This window comes from Salmonella sp. 32020114201800008SM (assembly GCF_017572025.1).
GTDB lineage: Bacteria > Pseudomonadota > Gammaproteobacteria > Enterobacterales > Enterobacteriaceae > Salmonella > Salmonella enterica.
Genome location: NZ_JAGEQM010000003.1, coordinates 120,694 through 145,392, shown reverse-complemented (window position 1 = coordinate 145,392; position 24,699 = coordinate 120,694). Strand labels below are relative to the sequence as shown.

General features: G+C 53.0%; 22 protein-coding genes. 8 read left to right on the top strand and 14 right to left on the bottom strand.

Annotation, left to right across the window (positions count from 1 at the left end):
- Positions 1 to 253 precede the first annotated feature (253 nt).
- The 3 genes from J4613_RS10005 to J4613_RS09995 are packed head-to-tail and all read left to right on the top strand — an operon-like array spanning position 254 to position 3,444.
- Positions 254 to 1,597, top strand: a complete 1,344-nt coding sequence (locus J4613_RS10005) for a PTS sugar transporter subunit IIC (RefSeq protein WP_000399323.1) — start codon at positions 254 to 256, stop codon at positions 1,595 to 1,597.
- A 29-nt stretch (positions 1,598 to 1,626) separates the two neighbouring features.
- Entirely contained in the window at positions 1,627 to 1,947 is a 321-nt protein-coding gene (locus J4613_RS10000) for a PTS sugar transporter subunit IIB (protein ID WP_000655399.1), read from the top strand.
- A gap of 9 nt (positions 1,948 to 1,956) precedes the next feature.
- Positions 1,957 to 3,444, top strand: a complete 1,488-nt coding sequence (locus J4613_RS09995; protein WP_111742397.1) for a sulfatase — start codon at positions 1,957 to 1,959, stop codon at positions 3,442 to 3,444.
- 219 nt (positions 3,445 to 3,663) lie between these two features.
- Here J4613_RS09995 and artJ read toward each other — a convergent pair whose 3' ends face one another.
- From artJ to J4613_RS09965, 6 genes are all read right to left on the bottom strand, one after another.
- Complete coding sequence (gene artJ / locus J4613_RS09990) at positions 3,664 to 4,395, bottom strand: arginine ABC transporter substrate-binding protein ArtJ (protein ID WP_000737538.1); 732 nt, start codon at positions 4,393 to 4,395, stop codon at positions 3,664 to 3,666.
- 236 nt (positions 4,396 to 4,631) lie between these two features.
- Complete coding sequence (gene artM, locus J4613_RS09985; RefSeq protein ID WP_000895396.1) at positions 4,632 to 5,300, bottom strand: arginine ABC transporter permease ArtM; 669 nt, start codon at positions 5,298 to 5,300, stop codon at positions 4,632 to 4,634.
- Positions 5,300 to 6,016 (bottom strand): arginine ABC transporter permease ArtQ, encoded by a 717-nt coding sequence (gene artQ, locus J4613_RS09980; RefSeq protein ID WP_001001677.1) that lies wholly within the window; start codon positions 6,014 to 6,016, stop codon positions 5,300 to 5,302. Before artQ ends, artM begins: the two co-directional genes overlap by 1 nt.
- Positions 6,017 to 6,022: 6 nt before the next feature.
- Positions 6,023 to 6,754, bottom strand: a complete 732-nt coding sequence (gene artI, locus J4613_RS09975; protein WP_000756586.1) for an arginine ABC transporter substrate-binding protein ArtI — start codon at positions 6,752 to 6,754, stop codon at positions 6,023 to 6,025.
- Positions 6,755 to 6,771: 17 nt separating this feature from the next.
- A complete protein-coding gene (artP, locus tag J4613_RS09970) occupies positions 6,772 to 7,500 on the bottom strand; it encodes an arginine ABC transporter ATP-binding protein ArtP (protein ID WP_000027186.1) in 729 nt (242 codons plus the stop codon).
- Between the two features lie 229 nt (positions 7,501 to 7,729).
- Entirely contained in the window at positions 7,730 to 8,245 is a 516-nt protein-coding gene (locus tag J4613_RS09965) for a lipoprotein (RefSeq protein WP_001270724.1), read from the bottom strand.
- Between the two features lie 127 nt (positions 8,246 to 8,372).
- On the opposite strand from J4613_RS09965, the gene J4613_RS09960 reads away from it, so the two are divergent.
- On the top strand, positions 8,373 to 8,696 hold the full coding sequence (locus tag J4613_RS09960) for a heavy metal-binding domain-containing protein (protein ID WP_001160725.1): 324 nt from the start codon (positions 8,373 to 8,375) through the stop codon (positions 8,694 to 8,696).
- Positions 8,693 to 9,523, top strand: a complete 831-nt coding sequence (locus tag J4613_RS09955) for an N-acetylmuramoyl-L-alanine amidase (protein ID WP_111742396.1) — start codon at positions 8,693 to 8,695, stop codon at positions 9,521 to 9,523. Before J4613_RS09960 ends, J4613_RS09955 begins: the two co-directional genes overlap by 4 nt.
- Here J4613_RS09955 and J4613_RS09950 read toward each other — a convergent pair.
- The 7 genes from J4613_RS09950 to J4613_RS09920 form a co-directional block, all read right to left on the bottom strand.
- Positions 9,520 to 10,533, bottom strand: coding sequence for an NAD(P)-dependent oxidoreductase (locus J4613_RS09950; protein WP_000866905.1), 1,014 nt, complete (start codon positions 10,531 to 10,533; stop codon positions 9,520 to 9,522). The two genes, J4613_RS09955 and J4613_RS09950, sit on opposite strands and share 4 nt — an antisense overlap.
- Positions 10,534 to 10,628: 95 nt before the next feature.
- Positions 10,629 to 12,062: an SDR family oxidoreductase gene (locus J4613_RS09945; protein ID WP_050068290.1), complete on the bottom strand. Its 1,434-nt coding sequence runs from the start codon at positions 12,060 to 12,062 to the stop codon at positions 10,629 to 10,631.
- A 10-nt stretch (positions 12,063 to 12,072) separates the two neighbouring features.
- Positions 12,073 to 13,074: a low-specificity L-threonine aldolase gene (ltaE, locus tag J4613_RS09940; protein WP_052934560.1), complete on the bottom strand. Its 1,002-nt coding sequence runs from the start codon at positions 13,072 to 13,074 to the stop codon at positions 12,073 to 12,075.
- Positions 13,075 to 13,112: 38 nt separating this feature from the next.
- Entirely contained in the window at positions 13,113 to 14,831 is a 1,719-nt protein-coding gene (gene poxB / locus J4613_RS09935; RefSeq protein WP_000815309.1) for a ubiquinone-dependent pyruvate dehydrogenase, read from the bottom strand.
- Positions 14,832 to 14,988: 157 nt separating this feature from the next.
- A complete protein-coding gene (gene hcr / locus J4613_RS09930; protein WP_001669316.1) occupies positions 14,989 to 15,957 on the bottom strand; it encodes an NADH oxidoreductase in 969 nt (322 codons plus the stop codon).
- Between the two features lie 11 nt (positions 15,958 to 15,968).
- Positions 15,969 to 17,621, bottom strand: a complete 1,653-nt coding sequence (gene hcp, locus J4613_RS09925; RefSeq protein ID WP_000458785.1) for a hydroxylamine reductase — start codon at positions 17,619 to 17,621, stop codon at positions 15,969 to 15,971.
- A gap of 143 nt (positions 17,622 to 17,764) precedes the next feature.
- Positions 17,765 to 18,664, bottom strand: a complete 900-nt coding sequence (locus J4613_RS09920) for a lysine exporter LysO family protein (protein ID WP_000491118.1) — start codon at positions 18,662 to 18,664, stop codon at positions 17,765 to 17,767.
- A gap of 201 nt (positions 18,665 to 18,865) precedes the next feature.
- Between J4613_RS09920 and J4613_RS09915 the strand changes: the two genes are divergently transcribed.
- Positions 18,866 to 20,524 (top strand): ATP-dependent endonuclease, encoded by a 1,659-nt coding sequence (locus J4613_RS09915; protein WP_000599770.1) that lies wholly within the window; start codon positions 18,866 to 18,868, stop codon positions 20,522 to 20,524.
- On the opposite strand, the gene J4613_RS09910 is transcribed toward J4613_RS09915, so the two are convergent.
- Positions 20,521 to 21,471, bottom strand: a complete 951-nt coding sequence (locus tag J4613_RS09910) for a VirK/YbjX family protein (protein ID WP_001537300.1) — start codon at positions 21,469 to 21,471, stop codon at positions 20,521 to 20,523. The genes J4613_RS09915 and J4613_RS09910 overlap by 4 nt on opposite strands.
- A 145-nt stretch (positions 21,472 to 21,616) precedes the next feature.
- Here J4613_RS09910 and macA point away from each other — a divergent pair, with 145 nt between their 5' ends.
- Entirely contained in the window at positions 21,617 to 22,735 is a 1,119-nt protein-coding gene (macA, locus tag J4613_RS09905; RefSeq protein ID WP_023202044.1) for a macrolide transporter subunit MacA, read from the top strand.
- On the top strand, positions 22,732 to 24,678 hold the full coding sequence (gene macB / locus J4613_RS09900) for a macrolide ABC transporter ATP-binding protein/permease MacB (RefSeq protein ID WP_111742395.1): 1,947 nt from the start codon (positions 22,732 to 22,734) through the stop codon (positions 24,676 to 24,678). Before macA ends, macB begins: the two co-directional genes overlap by 4 nt.
- Positions 24,679 to 24,699: the final 21 nt, after the last annotated feature.

The following is a 24,699-nucleotide window of genomic DNA, read 5'->3' as shown; positions in this document are numbered from 1 at the left end:
AATTATCCATAAATAATAATAACCATGATCGATCGATAAAAAACTCCGATCGATCATGGTTATATATTACCCTATTTTTGCAAATCAAATCACAAATAATCACTTTAAATCTTTTAATGACTAATTTTGATTATTACAGTGCGTGTAAGGCAAAATTAGACAAGGTGGTTTATCGGGTAACTTTCAATAGCATCAGCGAAGCAATACGTAACGTCAGTAAAGGGGTCAATCATGACAACGAATAGGCACGCTTATGGAGGGCGTTCAGACGATGTTTGCCAAATTTATAGATGTTATTCAAACGTTTTTAACTGAACCGGCAATATTAATTGGGATATTAGTCGGTGTTGGCTATGCGCTGGATAAAAAGACGCCTATAAAAATTATCACCGGTATGATCAGCGCGATGGTCGGTTTGATGATGGTGTTATTTGGCGGCTTTCAATTTTCAGCCACTTTTAAACCGGTTGCAGAGGCAGTCAGCAAGGCTTATGGCGTGCATGGATACTTAATGGATTCATACGCCATGAAAGCCGCGACGCAAATAGCGCTGGGCGATAATTTCGGCTATGTAGGATACGTTTTTGTACTGGCGTTTTTTACTAACCTGTTATTAGTTTTATTTGGCCGTTATACCGGCGCAAAAGGTATATTTCTTACCGGTAATACCGGGGTCTCTCATTCACAGGCAGTACTGTGGTTAATCGTCTTCTGGCTGGGGTTCGGTTGGGTACAATCCATTGTAATTGCCGGGGTATTGACCGGGGTCTTTTGGGCGTTTTCAACTACGCTTATTGTTAAACCCATCGCCAAAGTGACCAATAACGCCGGTTTTACCATTGCGCATAACCAGATGCTGGGACTGTGGTTTTTCTCGAAATTCGCGCATAAATTCGGCGATCCGGAAAAGCATGACGCCGAAAACCTGAAACTTCCCGGTTGGTTAGCCATTTTTAACCACAACGTGACGGCAATCGCCATTGTGATGACGCTCTTCGTTGGCGGTTTTCTATTGGCGACAGGGATCGATAACGTACAGTTAATGGCGAAAGGCAAACCCTGGTATATCTATATCATCAATCTGGGCCTGCAATTCTCTATGTATATGGTCATCTTGCTGCAGGGCGTGCGGATGATGGTTGGTGAAATTAACGGTTCGTTTAAAGGATGGCAGGATCGCTTTATTCCTAACGCCATACCGGCTGTGGATGTTGCTGCTTTATTACCTTTTTCGCCTAACGCGGCCACGCTGGGATTCGTCTTTTGTACCTTCGGCACGATTTTTTCCATGGGCATTCTGCTGCTCATCCATAGCCCTATTATGGTACTGCCTGGTTTTGTTCCGCTCTTCTTTTCCGGCGGTCCCATCGGCGTATTAGCCAACCGAATGGGGGGATATCGTTCCGTTATTATTTGTACTTTCCTGTTAGGGATTATTCAGACTTTCGGTACGGTATGGGCCATTCCTTTAACCGGGCTGGCAAAAGAAGGTGTGGGCTGGACGGGAATATTTGACTGGGCGACTCTGTGGCCTGCAATTTGTGAATTACTGAAATTTATTGCTTCAACGTTCCATCTTGGTCCTTATTCCATTTAATTGATTCGGTTTATATAAAGGATTTTATTATGAAAGATTCTGTAAATATTTTATTCGTATGCGGTTATGGTGTAGGCAGTAGCGTAATGTTACAGACTGTTGTTAAAAAAGCGTTAGCAAAATATGACTTCTCTTTTGATATGGAGCATACGGCAGCGGGAGAGGTCGGTGGATTTACCGACTGGGCAGATATTTATGCGATTTCGAAAAAATTGCTTGATGTTGTTAGCCTCGATCCTAAACACGGACAATATCTCATTCCCATTGAAAATATCATGGATGGCGAATCAATAGGTAAACAGATTTACGATGTGGTAGAGAAAAATTTTCCGCACCTGCTCAACAAATGAGGGTGAGTCATGAAAGCGATTATTCTGCTGTTTGACAGTCTGAATAAAAACTATTTGCCGCCCTATGGTGATTTGCTAACGAAAGCGCCTAACTTTCAACGCCTGGCGGCACATGCCGCCACCTTTGACAATAGTTATGTCGGCAGTATGCCCTGTATGCCAGCCCGTCGGGAACTGCACACCGGGCGCTACAACTTTCTGCATCGTGAGTGGGGGCCGCTGGAACCCTTTGATGATTCCATGCCGGAATTATTGAAAAAAGCGGGGATCTACACCCATCTTATCAGCGATCATCTGCATTACTGGGAAGACGGCGGCGGTAACTACCATAACCGCTATAGCTCCTGGGACGTAGTACGCGGTCAGGAGGGCGATCACTGGAAGGCAAGTGTTGGCGAGCCGCCCATTCCGGAAGTACTGCGCGTTCCACAAAAACAAACCGGAGGCGGCGTTTCCGGGCTATGGCGTCATGACTGGGCGAACCGCGAATACATCCAGCAGGAAGCCGATTTTCCCCAGACGAAAGTTTTTGCCGCCGGGTGCGATTTTATCCATAAAAATCATGCCGAAGATAACTGGTTATTGCAGGTTGAGACGTTCGATCCGCATGAGCCGTTTTATACCACCGAGGAATATTTATCGCTCTATGACGATGAGTGGCAAGGCCCGCATTATGACTGGCCGCGCGGCAAAGTCAGTGAAAGTGAGGAGGCGATAGCGCATATTCGCTGTCGTTATCGGGCCCTGGTTTCCATGTGCGACCGCAATCTGGGACGTATCCTTGATCTGATGGATGAACACGATCTCTGGCGCGATACGATGCTGATTGTCGGTACCGATCACGGCTTCTTGCTGGGGGAGCACGGTTGGTGGGCTAAAAATCAAATGCCCTATTATAACGAGGTGGCGAATAACCCGCTGTTTATCTGGGATCCGCGCAGCGCGGTATGCGGAGCGCGACGGCAGTCGCTGGTGCAGATGATTGACTGGGCGCCAACGCTACTGGATTATTTTCAGCAACCTATTCCCGCAGATATGCAGGGCCAACCGCTGGCGAAAGTCATTGCCAGTGATGAACCCGTCAGGGAAGGCGCGCTGTTTGGCGTGTTTAGCGGACATGTTAATGTTACCGACGGACGCTATGTTTATATGCGGGCCGCGCAGCCGGGGCGTGAGCATGACATTGCGAACTACACGTTAATGCCGATCAAGATGAATGCGCGTTATGACGTGGATGAACTGGGAAAATTATCTCTGGCACCTCCGTTTAACTTTACTAAAGGGCTTCAGGTATTACGTATTCCGGCCAGGGAAAAATATAAAGGTGTTAATAGCTTTGGTCATCTCTTGTTTGATCTCAGAGACGATCCGCAGCAGCAACATCCCCTTCATGATGAGGCCATCGAAGCAAGGATGATTAACTTACTTATCCGTTTGATGAAAGAAAATGACGCTCCGGCGGAGCAGTATCGCCGTCTGGGTCTGGATGTTGTCTAAAAACGTAATAATGTTGTAAGCCGGGTGCGCGTTAGCGTCACCCGGTAAGTATTAGTCCGAATCGCCTGTTGATGCAGGCGTTTGAGACTGATGACAAACTGTAGAATGCTCAATGGCGCTGCGCTTATCAGGCCAGGATAGTTCCCTGATGGCGGCCCGTGGGCTGAATAAGGTATTTATACTGCCATTTCGCAACACGGTGGGCTAATCACATACGTCTTACTGCGGGAACCACTGATCGCTAATTTTCTGATAAGTGCCGTCCGCTTTAATGGCGGCCAGCGCATTATTCAGTTTTTCCAGCAACGCCTTATTGTCCGGGCGCACCGCGATGCCAAGTCCGGTACCGAAGTATTGCGGATCGGTCACTTTCTCTGTTGCCGGACCCAGTTGCGGATTCGTTTTCAGCCACTCATTGACCACTGCGGTATCGCCAAAGACGCCGTCAATACGGCCATTTTTCAGGTCGATAATCGCATTCTGGTAGCTGTCGTAGGCCACGGTTTTGACCTCCGGATGTTTATCCTGGAGATATTTTTGATGCGTGGTGCCATTTTCCATACCGATACGCTTACCTTTTAGATCGGTAAAGGTTTTATAGGTGTCTTTTTTGGCAATCACCAGCGCGGAGTTCGCATAATAGGGATTGCTAAAGGCGACCTGCTTACTGCGCTCCGGGGTAATGTCCATTCCGGAAATGACGGCATCATATTTTCTGAATTTCAGCGCCGGGATAAGACTATCGAAAGCATGATTGGTAAAAGTACATTCTGCCTGCATTTGCTTGCATAATGCGGTTGCCAGATCGATATCGAAGCCCACAATTTTATTACTCGCATCCAGGGATTCAAACGGGGGATAGGTGGCGGAAACCCCGAAATTGATTTTTTCAGCGGCGATGCTGCCAGTGGCGAAAGAGGCGAGTAATGCAGCCAGAACTAACTTTTTCATGATGTCACTCCCGTAATCTTATGATTATGCGCCGTGTCTGCGGCATAGATTTACAATGCCATCAATTGAATTTGTATGCAATAAAAATGATTAAATATTTTAAGGTGGGTAAAAAAAGACGGACAGGTTAACCACTTGTCCGTCAGATTTATTCAAAATTATGCATCGTAGGCTTGATAAGCGCAGCGCCATCTGACCATTGTCGAACGGCGGCGAGAATGCCTTATCCTGCCTGGTTAATTGCGCCGCTCAAACGCCAGAGCTTTACGCTCAATCAAACGCATCATCAGCGTCAATAGACCGTTGACGACCAGGTAAATTACGCCTGCCGCGCCAAATACCACCACATCGTAGGTACGACCATAGAGCAACTGACTGTACCCCATGACTTCCATCAAGGTGATGGTATAGGCCAGCGAGGTACTTTTGAAGACCAGTACCACCTCATTAGAATAGGAGGAGAGGGCGCGTTTAAACGCATAGGGCAACAAAATCGCCAGCGTATCTTTCTTACTCATCCCCAGCGCGCCGCAGGACTGCCACTGACCTTCCGGAATCGCGCGAATCGCGCCATAAAATAGCTGCGTGGTATAAGCGGCGCTGTTTAGCGACAACGCGATCAGTGCGCACAGCCACGGTTCAGACAGTAGATGCCAGAGTAGCGGATACTCTTGCAGTGTCGGGAATTGACCGGGTCCGTAGTAGATCAGGAAAATTTGCACCAACAACGGCGTACCGGTAAACAACGTGATATAGCCGCGCACCAGCCACACCACGAACGGCGTTTTTAGCGTCAGGATGATGGTAAAAACTAACGCCAGCACCAAAGCGACGGCAATAGAAGCCACGGTCAGCGTCAGGCTGGTGTGTAGCCCTTTTAGCAGTTCAGGTAAATACTCAAGCATTAGTCCGGCCTCCGCTCAAAACGTGTCGCGCGCAGGTCTATGCGTTTGAGAATGTACTGACTGATCAGCGTAATGACCAGGTAAATAGCCGCCGCAATAATGTACCAGTTAAACGGTTCCTGGGTGCGTGTGGCAATACTTTTGGTCTGCAACATCAGATCGTTAACGCTGATAAGGCTGACCAGAGCCGTATCTTTTAGCAACACCAGCCACTGATTACCCAGCCCTGGCAGAGCGTGACGCCACATCTGCGGCATCACCAGACGGAAAAAAATCGCCGTCTTTGATAATCCCAGTGCCTGACCCGACTCCCACTGACCAGACGGAACGGCTTTCAGCGCGCCGCGTAGCGTCTGCGACGCATAGGCCGCATACAGCAGGGACAACGCAATCACGCCGCACAGGAACGGACTGACGTCAAAGTTCTCAATCTCCATTTGCACCGGGATCTGCGTAAAGCCGAGATGGAGGGTAAACCCGTCAGACAGCGTAAGCAGGAGTTGCGAGGAGCCGAAATAGATAAACAGCACCACCAGAATTTCCGGCAGGCCGCGCAAAATAGTGACCAGCGCGGAGCCTATCCAGGCAATCGGGCGCCATTTTACGGACTCCCAGACGGCAAAGAACATGGCTAACGCGAGGCCAATGATCAGCGCGCAGACGGCAAGGCCGACGGTCATCCCGGCGGCGCTTGCTAAAGGAAAAAATTCGTTCATCAAAGATTACTTCTGGAACCATTTGTTATAGATGGTCTCGTAAGTCCCATCTTTCTTCACTTTTTCCAGCGCAGTATTGAATTTCTGCTGCAGCTCGGTGTTGCCCTGACGTACCGCGATACCCAGGCCTGTGCCGAAATAATCTTTATCGGTGACTTTATCGCCGACCGGCGCCAGCTTAGGATTGGCTTTCAGCCATTCGGTCACGACCGCCGTGTCGCCGAAAACAGCGTCGATACGGCCATTTTGTAGATCCAGCTTCGCGTTCTGATAGCTGTCATACGGTACGGTGGTGATTTCCGGATGCTTATCCATGATGAATTTCTGGTGCGTCGTACCGTTCTGCACGCCGACTTTCTTGCCTTTCAGTTGATCAACGCTGGTGTATTTGCCCTGCTGACCCACGAACAGCGCGGAGTTGTCGTAATATGGCGTGGTAAACAGCACCTGCTTTTCACGTTCCGGCGTGATATCCATTCCCGCCATTACAGCGTCGAAGCGGCGGAATTTCAGGCTGGGGATCAGGCTGTCGAACGCCTGATTGGTAAAGGTACAGGAGGCGTCGATCTCTTTACATAGCGCGTTGGCCAGGTCGACGTCAAAGCCGACAATCTTGTTATTAGCATCCATCGATTCGAACGGCGGATAGGACGCTTCGGTCGCAAAACGAATGGTCTGGGCTGCTGTAGCGGAAAGGCTAAAGCCTGCAATTAGCGCGGCAATCAGAACTTTTTTCATTGTCATTGTCCCGAATCTTAGTGAGAGAGATAGTTTTTGAACGCTTCGGTCTGAGGGTGGGCAAAGCAACCCGCATCACCGTGCTCGACGATGTGACCATTTTCCATATAAATCACACGACTGGCGGTCTTACGCGCCACTTCGACTTCATGCGTAACGATCACCTGAGTAATGTTCGTTTCCGCCAGCTCATGAATAATACTGACGATTTGAGCGGTAATTTCCGGGTCCAGCGCGGCGGTCGGTTCATCAAACAGCAGCACCTGCGGCTCCATCATCAGCGCGCGGGCAATCGCGACGCGCTGCTGCTGACCGCCGGAAAGGTGCAACGGATAGCGATCGCTATAGGGCTTCAGACGTAAACGCTCCAGCAGCTTTTCTGCACGCGCCAGCGCCTGATCTTTTGTCAGACCCAGTACGCGGCAGGGCGCTTCAATCAGATTCTGCACAACGGTGAGATGCGGCCAAAGATTATATTGCTGAAAGACCATTCCGACATTTTGACGTAGCTCACGAATCGCCTTATCGGACGGCGTTTTCGTAAAGTCAAAATGGTTCCCGGCGATAGTCAGAGTGCCGGAGCGCGGCATCTCAAGCAGATTGAGTACACGCAGCAGCGAACTTTTACCCGCCCCGCTTGGGCCAAGCAACACCAGCGTTTCGCCTTCGGGGCAATCCAGCGTGATATCGAACAGCGCCTGATGCGCGCCGTAAAAGCAATTAATGCCGTTTAATTGAATACTCATTGACACTCGTATACAGGCAGTCTGATAGCTATTGAAGCCGCAGATAGTACCTTTCGCAGAATAGTTATGCAATATTTATGCGTTAAAAGTTAAATATATCCCACATTCTTCCCTAAACATAGCACAAAATAGCAGGAGGAATAGTAGGTAAGAAGAATTGTCGGCATCCCGTGCAGAATGCCAGACAATTTACGGGGTTATGGGTGCAAAAGCGGGGGAATACTGTCTGTTAACGGTTTTCTATCGACTGGCGCAGCGTACCGGCAGGGGCATGGACATCTCCGCCCAGATAGCGAACGTCGTCAATCACCCAGCATGAGCCTTCGTGAATCATAAGCACTTCATCCTGCCAGCTTTGATCGCCCTGTTTTAACGCTACCCGCAGAGGAATGTTGCGCGCATCTCGGTTCGGAATGGTTGATGCGCTGGCGACGTTGGCGCTATCCGGCAGCGTAGCGCGGCTGGAGAACAGATCGCCGCTCATCAACTGGCGGTGCTCCGTATCGCGGCTGGCGTCGGTCAACAATTTCGCCAGGTTATCACTCAAGTAGGGGCGAAGCGCGGCGATATCATTGCTGTGGTGTTGAATACGGTAGTCGTAAAATTGTTGAGCCACGCTGTCCGGGCCGCCTTCCACACACGCGCCGATACGCGGGCCATTATCTTTGTAGGCGGGAGTGACGGTCGTACAGGCGCTAAGCAGAAGCGCGCACGGGATGAGCAAAGAGAGTTTAGAATAGCGCATGATGATTTCCTTATAGGCGATCGAGCAAAAACCGATCTACGATAATCAATTATATCCTTTCAATGATAGCGTATCAGCTTGATAATGCGTTTGAGATCGTGTGCTTAGCTAACCCGGGAGATTCACTATGCAGTTTTCAACAACCCCAACGCTGGAAGGACAAAGCATCGTGGAGTATTGCGGTGTGGTGACGGGCGAAGCCATTTTAGGCGCCAATATTTTCCGCGATTTTTTCGCCGGCATTCGGGATATCGTCGGCGGACGTTCCGGCGCGTATGAGAAAGAGCTGCGTAAAGCGCGTGAAATCGCTTTTCAGGAACTTGGCGAGCAGGCTAAAGCGTTGGGCGCCGATGCGGTGGTAGGCATCGATATTGATTACGAAACTGTCGGTAAGGATGGCAGTATGCTGATGGTCAGCGTCAGCGGAACGGCGGTGAAAACGCGCCGATGAGAGCGCTACTGTGGCTGGTGGGTCTCGCGTTGCTGTTAACAGGCTGCGCGAGCGAAAAAGGAATTATCGATAAAGAGGGATATCAGCTTGATACCCGACATCGGGCGCTGGCGGCCTATCCGCGCATTAAAGTCCTGGTGATTCACTATACGGCGGAAAACTTTGACGTTTCGCTGGCGACGTTAACGGGTCGCAACGTCAGTTCGCATTACCTGATTCCCGCAACCCCGCCATTATATGGCGGTAAACCGCGCATCTGGCAACTGGTGCCGGAACAGGATCAGGCCTGGCATGCGGGCGTCAGTTTCTGGCGAGGCGCCACGCGTCTCAATGATACGTCTATTGGCATTGAGCTGGAAAATCGCGGTTGGCGAATGTCCGGCGGGGTGAAATCTTTCGCGCCGTTTGAATCCGCGCAAATTCAGGCATTGATTCCGTTAGCGAAGGATATTATCGCGCGCTATGACATCAAACCGCAGAATGTGGTGGCCCATGCGGATATCGCGCCGCAGCGTAAAGACGATCCCGGCCCGCGCTTCCCGTGGCGCGAGCTGGCGGCGCAGGGGATTGGCGCCTGGCCTGACGCCCAGCGTGTGGCGTTTTATCTGGCTGGACGCGCGCCGTATACGCCAGTCGATACCGCAACGGTGCTTGCGTTACTCTCGCGCTATGGCTATGAAGTCAAAGCCGATATGACGGCGCGCGAGCAGCAGCGGGTGATTATGGCGTTCCAGATGCACTTCCGTCCGGCGCAATGGAACGGTATCGCAGATGCCGAAACGCAGGCGATTGCCGAAGCATTACTGGAGAAGTACGGCCAGGATTAACGCGGTAAATTTCCGTGATCGCGCAGCCAGGCGGCGGTGCGCTCAATGCCTTCGTCCAGCGTGATGATGGGCTGGTAGCCCAGCTCTTCCTGCGCGCGAGTCGTATCGAGCGTAAAATCAAAATTCAGTTTTGACACGCCGTAATGCGTTAGCGGGGGCTCTTTGGCGGATTTTTTGCCGAAGCGCTCCATACTGCGGGCGATCATATCCAGCATCGGGTAAGGCACAGAGCGAATGCGGCAATCGATAGTCAATTCATCAATTAACTTTTGTACGATGCTGCGTAAGGTACGGTTTTCGCCGTTAGTGATGTTATAAGCGCGGCCAGAAGGCAGATGATCGCAGCCCGGCTGGCTGGCCAGCCACATGGCGTGGATCGCATTTTCATAGTAGGTCATATCGACCAGCGCGCTGCCCCCGTGCGGTAATAAGACGCTACCGTAATGGTGCATCATATGTGCCAGACGTGGGATAAATACTTTATCGTGCGGGCCAAACAGGCTTTGCGGACGCAACACCGTAAAACGTGTTTGCGGATTGGCCTGCGCCAGCAGATTAATCACCTCTTCGCCGGCGGCTTTACTGCGGGCGAACTCATTGGCAAACCGATGCGGACGGAAATCCTCTTTGATATCACGGTGATGGTGGTAATCAAAATAGAGTGAGGGAGAGGAGATATGAATAAAATTGCGCACGCCCCAGGCGACCGCCCATTCTCCCAGGCGGCGGGTGGCGCGAACATTCGCCAGATCGAAAGCTTGTTGGGTTCCCCAGGGCGAGGTAAAGCTGGAGCAGTGCCACAACGTGTCGATCCCGGCGAGCATCACTTTAGCCTGCGAGGAGACCAGTTCGGTTAAATCCGCATGGACGAATTCCGCGCCCATTTTTTCAAGCAGCTTGCCCATCGCTTCATTGCGACCCGTCGCTCTGACGCTGATGCCTTTATTGCGCAAAAATTCAACCGCGTTTCGACCTAAGCCGCTGGTGGCGCCGGTAACCAGTACCTTCATATCAATCCACTGTGTTTAATAAACCGTCGTGCGCATTCTTCCGTGAATTACGTCGGTATGCAATGGGAAACGCGAAAGAATACAGCAACTTTTTCTCATTTTTCTGTGATTTGTTCTGCAAGTCGGGCAATACGCCTTGCCATTCCCCGGAAAATAAACAGGTGCGCCGGGATCATCAGTAGCCAGTAAATCAGGCCCGGCATTCCGTGTGGATGCCACCAGGCGCGCACGTCAATTTCGCGGTAGCGGCCTTTATCGTGCAGCGTGAAGCTAAGCCGCCCCAGGCCCGGCGCTTTCATGCCAAACAAGAGCGTGAGCTGTTTTTCTGGTTCGACAATGATCACTTTCCAGCTATCTACCGTATCGCCAGGCTTGAGCAAGGTATGCGACGGGCGGCCTTTCGCCAGTTTATGCCCCACCAGACGGTCCATCGCGGCGCGCGTCTGCCACAAAATATTGCCGAAAAAATAGCCCTCTTTGCCACCCAGCCGATTTACGACCTGCCATAGCGCCGATAGGCTGGCCGGGGTCTGCGCGGTAAAGCCCGCCTGCTTTGGAAAATAGCCGTATTCGGGACGCCAGCGGGCGAAGGCCAGCGCGTCGTAGCCCCAGTCGCTGGAGTTCACCAGTTTTTCTTCTTCTTTCAGCGTGCGGCGAACGGCGTCATCAAAGGTGATAAGCGTTTGGGGGATCAACTTTTTTAACGCGGCGTCATCGGCCAGCAAATCGTGCCTTAATCCCTGGATTAACGCTTTTGCGGTAGTTGGCGGCACGGAGGTAATGACGTTTAAAAACCAGACCGAAATCCAGCGGGTCGGAAAAGGCACCGGGATCAGCGGACGCCGTTTACCGCTGACGGCCATAAAACGTTCAAACTGTTGCTGATAGCTTAATACCTGCGGCCCGGCGGCTTCCAGAATACGATGCTCGTGCGCAGGGTGATCCAGTAAGCCGACCAGGTAGTAGAGTAAATTTTCCAGAGCGATGGGCGTGGTGCGCGAACGCACCCAGCGCGGCGGCGTGAGTATTGGCAGGTTGTAAACCATGTCACGCATGACTTCGAAGGCGGCGGAGCCTGCGCCGACGATGATCCCGGCGCGTAATTCCGTCACCGGCACGCCTGCGTCGCGCAGCGTGTCAGCCGTAAGCTGGCGGGCGCGCAGGTGATCGGATTGCTCATGCGTCGGCGCCTGCAATGAACTGAGGAAAATAAGTTGTTTAACCGGCATCTGGCGCAGCGCGTCGCGCACGTTGAGCGCCGCCTGACGCTCATGGGCGATAAAATCGCCGCCTTCGCCCATGCCGTGTACCAGATAGTAAACGGTATCAATGTCGCGAAGCAGCGCGGGTAAATTTTCCGGCCAGTGCAGATCGACCTTATGACAACTGACGTTGGCGAGGCGCTGTTTTTCCAGACGTTCCACGCGCCGCGCCGCCGCCCGCACCTGATGCCCTTGCTGACTTAGCGCAAAGACCAGGTGCTGGCCGATATAGCCGCTGGCGCCGAGAACCAGAATGCGTTGCGCCACGTTGCTCTCCTTAGCGGGCTAAAAAGGCGCGCCAGTGGGCGACGACGTCGGTAAGCTGTTCGCGAGAGACATCCAGATGCGTCACCAGACGCACAATCGGCGCGGCGTTAATCAGGATATTCCGTTCCCGCAAATAGTCGCCAAGCGCGGCGGCCTGTGCTTCGCCAACGCGAACAAACAGCATATTCGTTTCGTGGCGCATGACCTCCGCGCCCGCTTCCCGAAGCTGCTGCGCCAGCCAGGCGGCGTTATCATGATCCTCTTGCAGACGCGCCACGTTATGCTTCAGCGCATACAGTCCGGCCGCTGCCAGAATCCCGGCCTGACGCATTCCGCCGCCGACCATTTTACGCCAGCGCGTCGCGCATTTAATGTAATCGCGGTTGCCGACCAGCAGTGAACCGACCGGCGTTCCGAGACCTTTTGACAGGCAGATGGTAAAAGAGTCGCAATACTGCGTAATCTCTTTTAACTCACAGCCGTAGGCAACCACCGCGTTAAAAATTCGGGCGCCGTCAACGTGCAGCGCCAGTCCACGTTCGCGGGTAAATGTCCAGGCGTCTTTCAGATACGCGCGCGGCAGCACTTTCCCGTTATGCGTATTTTCCAGACTGAGCAAGCGCGTGCGCGCGAAGTGGATGTCATCCGCTTTAATCTTCGCCGCCACGTTCTCCAGCGGCAGCGTACCGTCCGCGGCGGCGTCGATGGGCTGCGGCTGAATGCTGCCGAGCACCGCCGCGCCGCCAGCTTCATAGAGATAATTATGCGCGCCCTGACCAACGATATACTCTTCGCCGCGTTCACAATGGCTAAGCAGCGCGACCAGATTGGCCTGGGTGCCGGTGGGTAAAAAAAGCGCCGCTTCTTTACCGGAAAGGTCGGCGGCGTAGCGCTGAAGGGCGTTAACGGTAGGGTCATCGCTGTATACGTCGTCCCCGACCGGAGCGGTCATCATCGCCTCGAGCATGGCACGGCTCGGTCGGGTAACGGTATCACTGCGTAAATCAATCATGGCACATCCCTGGATTTTAAAAGGTGATGTGCACTGTTTTACCTTAGCCAGTTCGTTTTCGCCAGTTCGATCACTTCATCGCCGCGGCCGCTAATAATGGCGCGCAGCATGTACAGGCTAAAGCCTTTCGCTTGTTCCAGTTTGATCTGCGGCGGGATCGCCAGCTCTTCTTTTGCCACGACCACGTCAACCAGTACCGGGCCGTCAATGGAAAACGCGCGCTGTAGCGCTCCGTCCACGTCTGCGGCTTTTTCCACGCGAATACCGGTAATGCCGCAGGCTTCGGCGATACGCGCGAAATTGGTGTCGTGCAGTTCGGTACCGTCGGTAAGGTAGCCGCCGGCTTTCATTTCCATCGCCACAAAGCCCAGCACGCTGTTATTAAAGACGACGATTTTTATCGGCAGCTTCATCTGTACCACCGAGAGAAAATCGCCCATCAGCATACTGAAGCCGCCATCACCGCACATTGCGATAACCTGCCGACCCGGCGCGGTGGCCTGAGCGCCGAGCGCCTGTGGCATGGCGTTGGCCATTGACCCGTGGTTAAACGAGCCCAGCAGGCGGCGCTTGCCGTTCATTTTTAGATAGCGGGCCGCCCAGACGGTCGGCGTGCCGACATCGCAGGTAAAAATAGCGTCGTCAGCGGCGAAATGGCTAATTTGTTGCGCCAGATATTGTGGATGGATGGCTTTATCGCTGAGTTTGGCTAAGTCATCAAGCCCTTTACGGGCGTCCCGATAGTGCTCCAGAGCTTTATCGAGGAATTTACGATTGCTTTTTTCTTCCACCAGCGGCAGCAGGGCGCGAAGCGTGGCTTTAATATCGCCCACCAGCGCCATGTCGACTTTGCTGTGCGCGCCAATACTGCCCGGGTTGATGTCAATCTGAATGATTTTGGCATCGCTCGGATAAAAGGCGCGGTAGGGGAACTGGGTGCCGAGCAAGATCAGCGTATCGGCGTTCATCATGGTGTGGAAGCCAGAAGAAAAGCCAATCAGGCCGGTCATTCCCACATCATAAGGGTTATCGTACTCAACGTGCTCTTTGCCGCGCAGGGCATGAACGATTGGCGCTTTTAGTTTTGCCGCCAACGCGACCAACTCCTCATGCGCGCCCGCGCAGCCGCTACCGCACATCAATGCGATATTGCTGGAGTAGCGCAGCAGTTGCGCCAGTTTTTTCAGCTCTTCCTCCGCCGGCGTGACGACGGGGTGCGGGGCATGGTACCAATGAGTGACGGCGTTTTCAGGCGCAGGTTTCAGCGCCACGTCACCCGGAAGTACGACCACGGAGACGCCGCGGTTTAGCACCGCTTTGCGCATGGCGATGGCGAGTACCTGCGGGATCTGCTCCGGGCTGGAAACCAACTCGCAATAGTGGCTGCATTCACGGAACAACTCCTGCGGGTGGGTCTCTTGGAAATAACCGCTGCCGATTTCACTGGACGGAATATGGGCGGCGATCGCCAGAACAGGGACGTGGTTACGGTGGCAATCAAACAGGCCATTGATCAGGTGCAGGTTGCCCGGTCCACATGAACCGGCGCACACTGCCAGCTCGCCGGTAAGCTGCGCTTGTGCGCCGGCGGCGAAAGCGGCGACCTCTTCGTGACGGGTTGGCATCCATTCAATGGTTCCCATACGATTAAGACTATCGCTCAGGCCGTTCAGGGAGTCGCCAGTGACGCCCCAGATTTGTTTTACGCCAGCCTGTTCCAGCGTTTTGGCGATAAAAGCGGCAACGGTTTGTTTCATGGTTCTCCATCTCCTTAAATGTGATAACGGTTACAAGTTTAGTTGAAGATGACGATGACGTTTTTCTTTGGCGAAGAGAGGGGCGAAAGGATGAAGCGAGCGGCAAATCGCCCGGTAGCGCTGACGCTTACCGGGCCTATGATGGAACGTTTACCGATTATGCGAGAACAAGATCGCCCTGCGGATGGCAGGAGCAGGCCAGTACGTAACCTTCGGCAATCTCCGCCTCGCTCAGCGTCATGGTGCTACTCACCGTATAGTCGCCGGAAACGACTTTGGTTTTACAGCAGCCGCAAACACCTGCCCGACAGGCAGCGGCAACCGGTACTTTATTACTCTCCAGCGCCTCCAACAGCGTCGTACCGATCGGGGCATAAAATTCCTGCGCTGGCTGTAGCTTGGTGAATTTCAGGCCGCTGGTTGCCGTTTCCGCCACCGGCGTGAAGAACTTCTCTTTAAAGAAGCGCGTTACGCCAAGCGCTTTCACTCCCTGTTCGACGAAATCCATATAGGGCGCCGGGCCGCAGGTCATCACGGTGCGCGATGCCAAATCCGGTACGCTCTGTAACAATTCCGTGGTCAGACGGCCCGCGATAAAACCTTCCGTGGCATGATTTTCCGCCACTAGCGTGACCGGATACTGTCGCCACTCGTCGGCAAAAATCACATCATCCGGCGAACGGACGTTAAAGATGACCTGCACGTCGGCCTGCGGGCGGTATTTCGCCAGCCAGCGACGCATCGACATGATTGGCGTTACGCCACAACCGGCGGCGAGCAGCAGAAACTTATCTTCTGTTTTATCGTCACAGGTAAAATCGCCCATTGCATCAGACAGCCAGATGTAATCGCCGCGCTTGATGTCATGGGTCAACCACTGCGAACCCGTGCCATCGTCAATCCGACGAACGGTCAGCGTAATATATTCACTGACGCCCGGCGTAGACGAAAGGGTGTAGGCGCGCAGCGTTTCCGCTGAATTGCGCACGCTCACCAGCGCATACTGCCCGGCGCGGTAAGGGTAGTAGTCATGGCATAATAGCGCAATTGTCCATACATCCGGCGTCTCCTGACGGATGTGATGCACCTGCATTCGCCAGGGACACTGTGAGGTTGGCATCGTCATCATTGACCTCCTTACGCGCTCAGCAATTGCTTCATGTCTTCTTCAACAGTGGTCACGGAGCGCAGACCGAACTTCTCGTTGAGGATAGCCAGCAAATCCGGCGTGAAGAAGCCTGGTGCGGTCGGCCCGGTGACAATATTTTTCACGCCTAATGACAGCAGCGTCAGCAGAATCACGATCGCTTTCTGCTCAAACCAGGAGAGCACCAGCGACAGCGGCAGATCGTTGACGCCGCAGCCCAGTTTTTCCGCCAGCGTCACCGCCAGGATAATCGCGGAGTAAGCATCATTACACTGACCGGCATCGACCAGACGCGGCAGCCCTTCGATGTCGCCGAACTCCAGTTTGTTGAAACGGTATTTACCGCACGCCAGAGTCAGGATCAGGCAGTCATCCGGCACGCTGGTGGCGAAATCGGTAAAGTAGTTACGCTCGCCGCGCGCGCCGTCACAGCCGCCGACCAGGAAGATGTGGCGCAGTTTTTCACGACTGACCAGATCGATGAGCGTATCGGCAGCGCCGAGCAGGGTCTGACGGCCAAAACCGACGGTGATGAGATGCGGAATTTCGCTATACGGGAAGCCCGCCATTTGCTGCGCCTGGGCAATGACCGGCCCGAAGTCATCGCCTTCAAGATGGCTAACGCCCGGCCAGCCGACGATGCTACGGGTCCAGATACGGTCGTCATAGCTGCCCACGGTCGGGTCGATAATGCAGTTAGAGGTCATCACGATTGGGCCAGGGAAGCGGGCGAATTCGACCTGCTGATTCTGCCAGCCGCTGCCGTAGTTACCGACCAGATGCTTGAATTTACGCAGTTCCGGATAGCCATGTGCGGGCAGCATTTCACCGTGAGTATAGACGTTAACGCCGGTGCCTTCGGTCTGTTCCAGCAGGTTGTAGAGATCTTTCAGATCGTGACCGGAGATCAGAATGCACTTGCCTTCAGTCGCTTTGACGTTGACCTGAGTCGGCGTTGGGTGACCGTATTTGGTGGTTTCACCGGCGTCCAGAATGCTCATCACTTTGAAGTTCATCTGGCCGATTTCCATTGCGCACTCCAGCAGCGCGTTCATGTCAGCAGGCCAGGTGCCCAGCCAGGCCATGATTTTGTGGTACTGCGCGTAAATGTCGTTGTCGTATTGACCGAGAACGTGCGCGTGTTCCATATACGCCGCCGCGCCTTTCAGACCGTACAGGCACAGCAGACGCAGGCCGAGGATGTTCTCGCCAATGGCGGCTTTGTCTTTATTCGGGGTAAATTCCGCCGCCTGACGTTGCAGTTCGCCCAGATCGTCGCTGACCAGTTGCAGATCGGCCATCGGATTGTCGCAATGCGCATTAGCATCCACGCTCAGGCACTGCGCTTTCAACGCTTCACGCAAGGCAATCGCTTCACGGGCGTAGCCGACGATACGCGGAGAGTCGAAGTTAACGTTGGTCAGCGTGGAGAAAAACGCGCGCGGCGCAAAGTTATCAACGTCGTGATTAATGATGCCATATTCACGGGCCTTCACCGCCCAGGCAGACAAACCTTGCAAAGCCGCAATCAGCAGATCCTGCAGATCGGACGTTTCAGCTGTTTTACCGCACATTCCCTGCGCGTAGGAGCAGCCGTTTCCGGCTGGTGTACGGATGGTTTGTTCACATTGCACACAAAACATGGTCACACCTTTTAAAGTTATATTTAATATACATGTTTAAGGTTATGCCTGTGAACAAAGGGATAAAAGGGATTTCTGCCATAATGTGCAAGGAGATTGATTTAGCGCAATTTTGGCGGCAGATGCCTACCGCCAAAGAGGTATCAGGCCGAGAAGAACGCCATTAAGAGGGGGACCAGCAGGCTGAGGATAAAGCCATGTACGATAGCCGCCGGAACAATCTCTACGCCGCCGGAGCGCTGTAATACCGGCAACGTAAAGTCCATTGAAGTCGCTCCGCACAGGCCCAACGCCGTTGAACGGCTGCGGCGAACCAGACCGGGAATAAGCATAATGGCTAAGAGCTCGCGGGCCAGATCGTTAAAAAATGCCGCGCTGCCGATAACCGGTCCAAACGACTCCGTCAGCAAAATACCGGAAAGAGAGTACCAGCCGAAACCTGACGCCATCGCCAGGGCGGTTTTTAGCGGTAAGTCCAGGATAAACGCATTAATCACGCCGCCCAGTAATGAGCTTGCCACGACAACGACCGCGACCATCATTCCCCGGCGGTTAAGCACAATTTGCTTTAAGGTCATGCCGCTATTTCGTAGCTGAATCCCCACCAGGAACAATAAAAAGATCAGCGTATATTCACTGGCTTCGGTGGCGTGCTGTAAAACAGAGAGTCCGCTCAGGCCGATAACAAACCCCAATACCACTACGCCGCACAGTTGCAGCGACTCCAGCGCCATGGCAATACGCGAAGGCAGTTTTTCCTGCTGATGATGGTGACGCCACGGGAGGATACGTTCCAGCCACAATAAGGCGGCGATATTACACAATAAAATAATCGTAATACTGACGGCGGAATAATGAAAAATCGCCACCAGATTACTGGCGAGGTTATCCAAAAACGCCAGGCTTATTCCCATAAAAAAGAGAATAAGATACACGATCCAGCTCAGTAGCCGGTTAATGAGTTGTAATGCGGCTTTATGTCGCAGTGGAATGAGATAGCCCACAATCAGTGGAACCAGAATGATTAAAAGTCCTGAAAACATGAACAGCCGGGCCCTTTTTTATTGTTTGAATAGCGTACATGACACTACCGAATTCCAGACTATCAGTAAAGCGACACCGTCAGCCGTACATTTATCAGACATTTGCCCCAGGCAAAGGGGGGGAATATCACGCCTGGCGGACGCATTTGCCGTTATACTGCGGTGAATTTTATGGAGTGATGACGTTTTTCTGGAGGAAGCATGATTCTCGAACGCGTTGAAATAGTAGGATTTCGCGGTATCAACCGACTATCGTTGATGCTGGAGCAAAACAACGTGCTGATTGGGGAAAACGCCTGGGGCAAATCCAGCCTGCTGGATGCGCTGACTCTGTTATTGTCGCCGGAACTCGATCTCTACCATTTTGTCCGTGAGGATTTCTGGTTTCCGCCTGGCGACATAAAAGGACGCGAGCATCACCTGCATATTATTCTGACTTTTCGCGAAACGCAGCCAGGGCGGCATCGGGTACGTCGTTATCGGGCGCTGGAAGCATGCTGGTCGCCTTGCGAGGATGATTTTCACCGTATTTTTTATCGGCTAGAGGGCGAATGCGGCGCCGATGGCAGCGTGATGACGCTGCGCAGTTTTCTCAATAGCGATGGGCAGCCATTGCCGGTGGAAAATATTAACGATCAGGTGCGCCACCTGGTTCGTCTGATGCCAGTGCTACGTTTGCGCGATGCGCGCTTTATGCGACGTATTCGCAACGGTACGGTGCCCAATGTGCCGGATGTTGAAGTCACGGCCCGACAGCTGGATTTTCTGGCGCGTGAGCTGGCGACCCGGCCGCAAAATTTAACCGACGGGCAGATTCGCCAGGGACTGTCCGCGATGGTGCAACTGCTTGAACACTATTTCTCAGAGCAGGGCGCAGGACAGGCGCGTCACCGACTCATGCGCCGACGTTCGCAAAATGAGCAGCGTAGCTGGCGCTATCTGGATATTATTAATCGGATGATCGACAAACCGGGCAGCCGGTCGCATCGAGTGATCCTGCTGGGGCTTTTCTCCACGCTGTTACAGGCGAAAGGGACGCTGCGATTACATAAAGACGCGCGACCATTACTGCTGGTGGAAGATCCGGAAACCCGTTTACATCCCATTATGCTTTCAGTCGCCTGGCAATTGCTCAATCTGTTACCGCTACAGCGGATAGCGACAACCAACTCAGGCGAACTGCTTTCGCTAACGCCGGTGGAACATGTCGTACGGCTGGTGCGCGAATCTTCCCGCGTCGCCGCCTGGCGTCTGGGCCCGGGCGGGTTAAGCGCGGAAGATGGACGGCGCATCGCCTTTCATATCCGCTTTAATCGCGCGTCGTCGCTGTTTGCGCGTTGCTGGCTACTGGTGGAAGGCGAGACGGAAACCTGGGTTATTAATGAGCTGGCGCGTCAGTGTGGACATCATTTTGATGCGGAGGGCATTAAAGTCATTGAGTTTGCTCAGTCCGGCCTGAAACCGCTGGTGAAGTTCGCCCGCCGTATGGGAATCGAGTGGCATGTCCTGGTGGATGGCGACGAAGCGGGGAAAAAATATGCCGCGACGGTCCGCAGTCTGCTTAATAACGATCGGGAAGAAGAACGCGAACATCTCACGGCGCTGCCTGCGCTGGATATGGAACATTTTATGTATCGTCAGGGCTTTGCCGATGTTTTTCACCGGGTTGCGCAGCTTCCGCCTAATGTGCCGATGAATACCCGGAAAATTATCACTAAAGCTATCCACCGCTCGTCAAAGCCGGATTTGGCGATTGAAGTCGCGATGGAAGCCGGGCGGCGGGGAATTGACGCCGTGCCGCCGCTGTTCAGAAAGATGTTCTCGCGCGTGGTTTGGCTGGCGCGGGGCCGGGCGGATTAGCGTTTGAATGTGGCCGGAACCTGTTCGACGACGCTATCGAGTAATGCATAGCGGCGGCGATACTCGGCCCGTTTTTTACTGGCGATCTCCGCTTCGCTTTTTCGGGCGATCGCCAGCGGCAGCGCATAGTAATTTCCTTTAATTCTTTCACCGCCTAACGATTCCCAAAACGCGTCATAGTCGGCATGCATTTGCGTCTTTTTATCCATGTATCGCCAGCTACGGTAAACGTGCGCATCGTTACTCACGGCTATAATCTTTTCTGCCTGAAAGACTTGCGCAAACTGACAGAGAGCCTCCATCACGATGCGTTTGGGAAAAAGACCATGGCAGGCTTTGGTCGCCTGCTGGATAATTTCGTGAGGGACGTCGTTTGCCGCGCCCTGTAATCCGCCGATAAATAGTGTGCGTTGTTGGTTAAAGCGACACAGGGTAAATGTGATCTCTGCCAGAATACGTAACTGTGCGTCGCGAACAACAATAGTGCTTTCACCTTCTTTATCCAGTGAGACCAGACTGACTAAATCAAGTTGAAACAACTCGCCGGTTTTAGTTTCAAATTTAGCAAGATTCAGGCCATACTGACTTAAATAGCTAACTTGTTGTTCCCGCGATAAAAGTTGGCGCATCTGTTGATAATGAAAACACAGCGCATCTAAGGCGAAATCGCGTTTAATATTTACAGCCATATAAGGACGATGTAGCCGAATAGGCAAACGCGGCTGACGAGCAAGTAACGTATTTAACTCCGGCCATTGGGTGAGATTGGTCAGTAATTGGCTGGTCGCACGCGGCATGACTAATGAGCGGATTAAAAACTTGCGACGAAAGCTGGCTTTACGCCAGAATTTTCCTGGCTGTAATTGCCCGCGCGTCAGACGAATAAATAATTGTAAAGGAGAGATGTAATCTGAAGTGTACCAGGTATTATCTGTAAGCTGTGTCATGATCGTAATCCGCGACATAAGATTGTCGAGATTGAACCACAGGAAACATTAACCAATCGTCAATACAGCCGGCGCTATCTTTATTGCGCCAGGTTTGTTTAGATACGGTTTACTTTCTGGTTAAAATTTTGCCGTCAGGGTTTCTATGCGTGCTAAGGGAAAGAAATTTAAAAAGCGTTATCTGGTCATTATTTTAATTCTTTTAGTGGGGGGGATGGCTGGCTGGCGAATGCTAAATGCGCCGCTGCCAACTTATCAGACATTAATCGTGCGGCCAGGCGATCTTGAACAGAGTGTACTGGCGACTGGAAAACTGGACGCGTTGCGTAAAGTGGATGTCGGCGCGCAGGTGAGCGGCCAGTTGAAAACGCTGCTGGTCTCCATTGGCGATAACGTTAAAAAAGATCAGCTACTCGGCGTGATTGACCCAGATCAGGCGGAGAACCAGATAAAAGAGGTCGAGGCCACCCTGATGGAGCTGAACGCGGAGCGTCAGCAGGCAGCCGCTGAGTTAAAGCTGGCGCGGGTTACGCTGGCGCGCCAGCAGCAGTTAGCTAAGACTCAGGCGGTATCGCAACAGGATCTGGATACCGCGGCGACGGAGATGGCGGTTAAACAGGCGCGTATTGGCACCATAGATGCCCAGATCAAACGTAATCGGGCCTCGTTGGACACCGCGAAAACCAACCTGGAATATACCCGTATTGTCGCCCCCATGGCGGGGGAAGTGACGCAAATCACTACCCTGCAAGGACAAACGGTGATTGCAGCTCAGCAGGCGCCCAATATTCTGACGCTGGCGGATATGAGCACCATGCTGGTAAAAGCGCAGGTCTCGGAAGCGGACGTGATCCATCTTCGGGCGGGGCAGAAAGCATGGTTCACCATTGCAGGCGATCCGCAAACGCGCTATGAAGGCGTTTTAAAAGATATTCTGCCGACGCCGGAAAAGATCAACGACGCTATTTTTTATTACGCCCGGTTTGAAGTGCCGAATCCCAAAAGAATCTTGCGTCTTGATATGACCGCACAGGTTTATATTCAACTCATGGATGTCAAAAATGTACTGATTATTCCTCTCGCCGCGCTTGGCGAACCGGTGGGCGGCAATCGTTATAAAGTGGCGCTGTTGCGTAACGGCGAAAAACGTGAGCGCGAAGTGGTCATTGGCGAGCGTAACGATACAGACGTGGAAGTGGTTAAAGGTCTGGAAGCGGGCGATGAGGTGATCATCGGTGAGAGCAGGCCAGGAGCGACGCCATGACGGCATTGCTTGAACTGCGCAATGTGAGTCGCAGCTACCCCTCCGGAGAAGAGCAGATGGCGGTGTTGAAAGATATCTCCCTGCAAATCCACGCCGGGGAGATGGTGGCGATCGTCGGCGTTTCCGGTTCTGGAAAATCAACGCTGATGAATATCCTCGGGTGCCTGGATAAACCGACCAGCGGCACTTATCGGGTGGCGGGGCGGGACGTCTCGACGCTGGACCCGGACGCGCTGGCGCAGCTGCGGCGTGAGCATTTTGGCTTTATCTTTCAGCGCTACCATCTGTTGTCGCATTTAACGGCAGCGCAAAATGTTGAAATCCCCGCCGTCTACGCCGGCATTGAACGCAAAAAACGCCAGGCGCACGCCAGAGAGTTACTTCTGCGGCTGGGATTAAGCGATCGCGTCGATTACCCGCCTTCACAGCTTTCTGGCGGACAGCAGCAGCGTGTCAGTATTGCCCGCGCGCTGATGAACGGCGGACAGGTGATTCTGGCGGATGAGCCGACCGGCGCGCTGGATAGCCATTCCGGCGAAGAGGTGATGGCGATTTTGCGCCAACTGCGCGATCGCGGACATACGGTGATCATTGTGACGCACGATCCGCTGATTGCCGCCCAGGCGGAGCGGATTATTGAAATTCACGATGGCAAGATTGTCCATAATCCGCCCGCGCAGGAAAAGAAACGCGAACAGGGCGTTGACGCTGCCGTAGTTAATACGGCTCCCGGCTGGCGGCAATTTGCCAGCAGCTTTCGCGAAGCGCTGTCAATGGCGTGGTTAGCGATGGCCGCTAACAAAATGCGTACTTTACTGACCATGCTGGGAATTATTATCGGTATTGCGTCGGTGGTGTCGATTGTGGTGGTCGGCGACGCCGCAAAACAGATGGTACTGGCGGATATCCGCGCTATGGGCACTAATACGATTGATATTCATCCAGGCAAAGATTTCGGCGACGACAACCCGCAGTATCGACAGGCGCTGAAATATGACGATCTGGTCGCTATTCAGAAACAGCCGTGGGTTAACTCTGCGACGCCCAGCGTTTCAAAGAGCTTACGTCTTCGCTATGGCAATATTGATATTGCCGTAAATGCTAATGGCGTCAGTGGCGATTATTTTAACGTTTACGGCATGTCCTTTAGGGAGGGGAACACCTTCAATGCTGTACAGCAACAGGATCGCGCGCAGGTGGTGGTGCTGGATGCCAACACGCGACGCCAGCTATTTCCAAATAAAGCGAATGTCGTAGGGGAAGTGGTGCTGGCGGGTAATATGCCGGTTATTGTTATTGGCGTGGCGGAAGAGAAACCGTCCATGTACGGCAATAGCAATCTGTTGCAAGTTTGGTTGCCCTATAGCACGATGTCAGATCGCATAATGGGTCAGTCATGGCTTAACTCGATCACCGTTCGTGTGAAAGATGGCGTTGATAGCGATCAGGCTGAACAGCAGCTTACCCGCCTGCTCACCTTACGCCACGGTAAAAAAGACTTCTTCACCTGGAATATGGACAGCGTCCTGAAAACGGCTGAAAAAACCACCTATACTCTTCAGTTATTTCTGACGCTGGTGGCCGTCATTTCGCTGGTTGTCGGCGGCATCGGTGTTATGAATATTATGCTGGTTTCCGTCACCGAGCGAACGCGTGAAATCGGCATCCGTATGGCGGTAGGCGCGCGCGCCAGCGATGTGCTACAGCAGTTTCTTATTGAAGCGGTGCTGGTTTGCCTGGTTGGTGGAGCGCTGGGGATTAGCTTGTCGATGTTCATCGCATTTATGCTACAGCTTTTCCTGCCCGGCTGGGAGATCGGTTTTTCACTGACTGCGCTGGCGAGCGCGTTTTTATGTTCGACATTTACCGGGATACTGTTTGGCTGGCTACCGGCGAGAAACGCGGCGCGACTGGACCCGGTGGATGCGCTGGCAAGGGAGTAATCTCGCTGACGTCATTTGTCG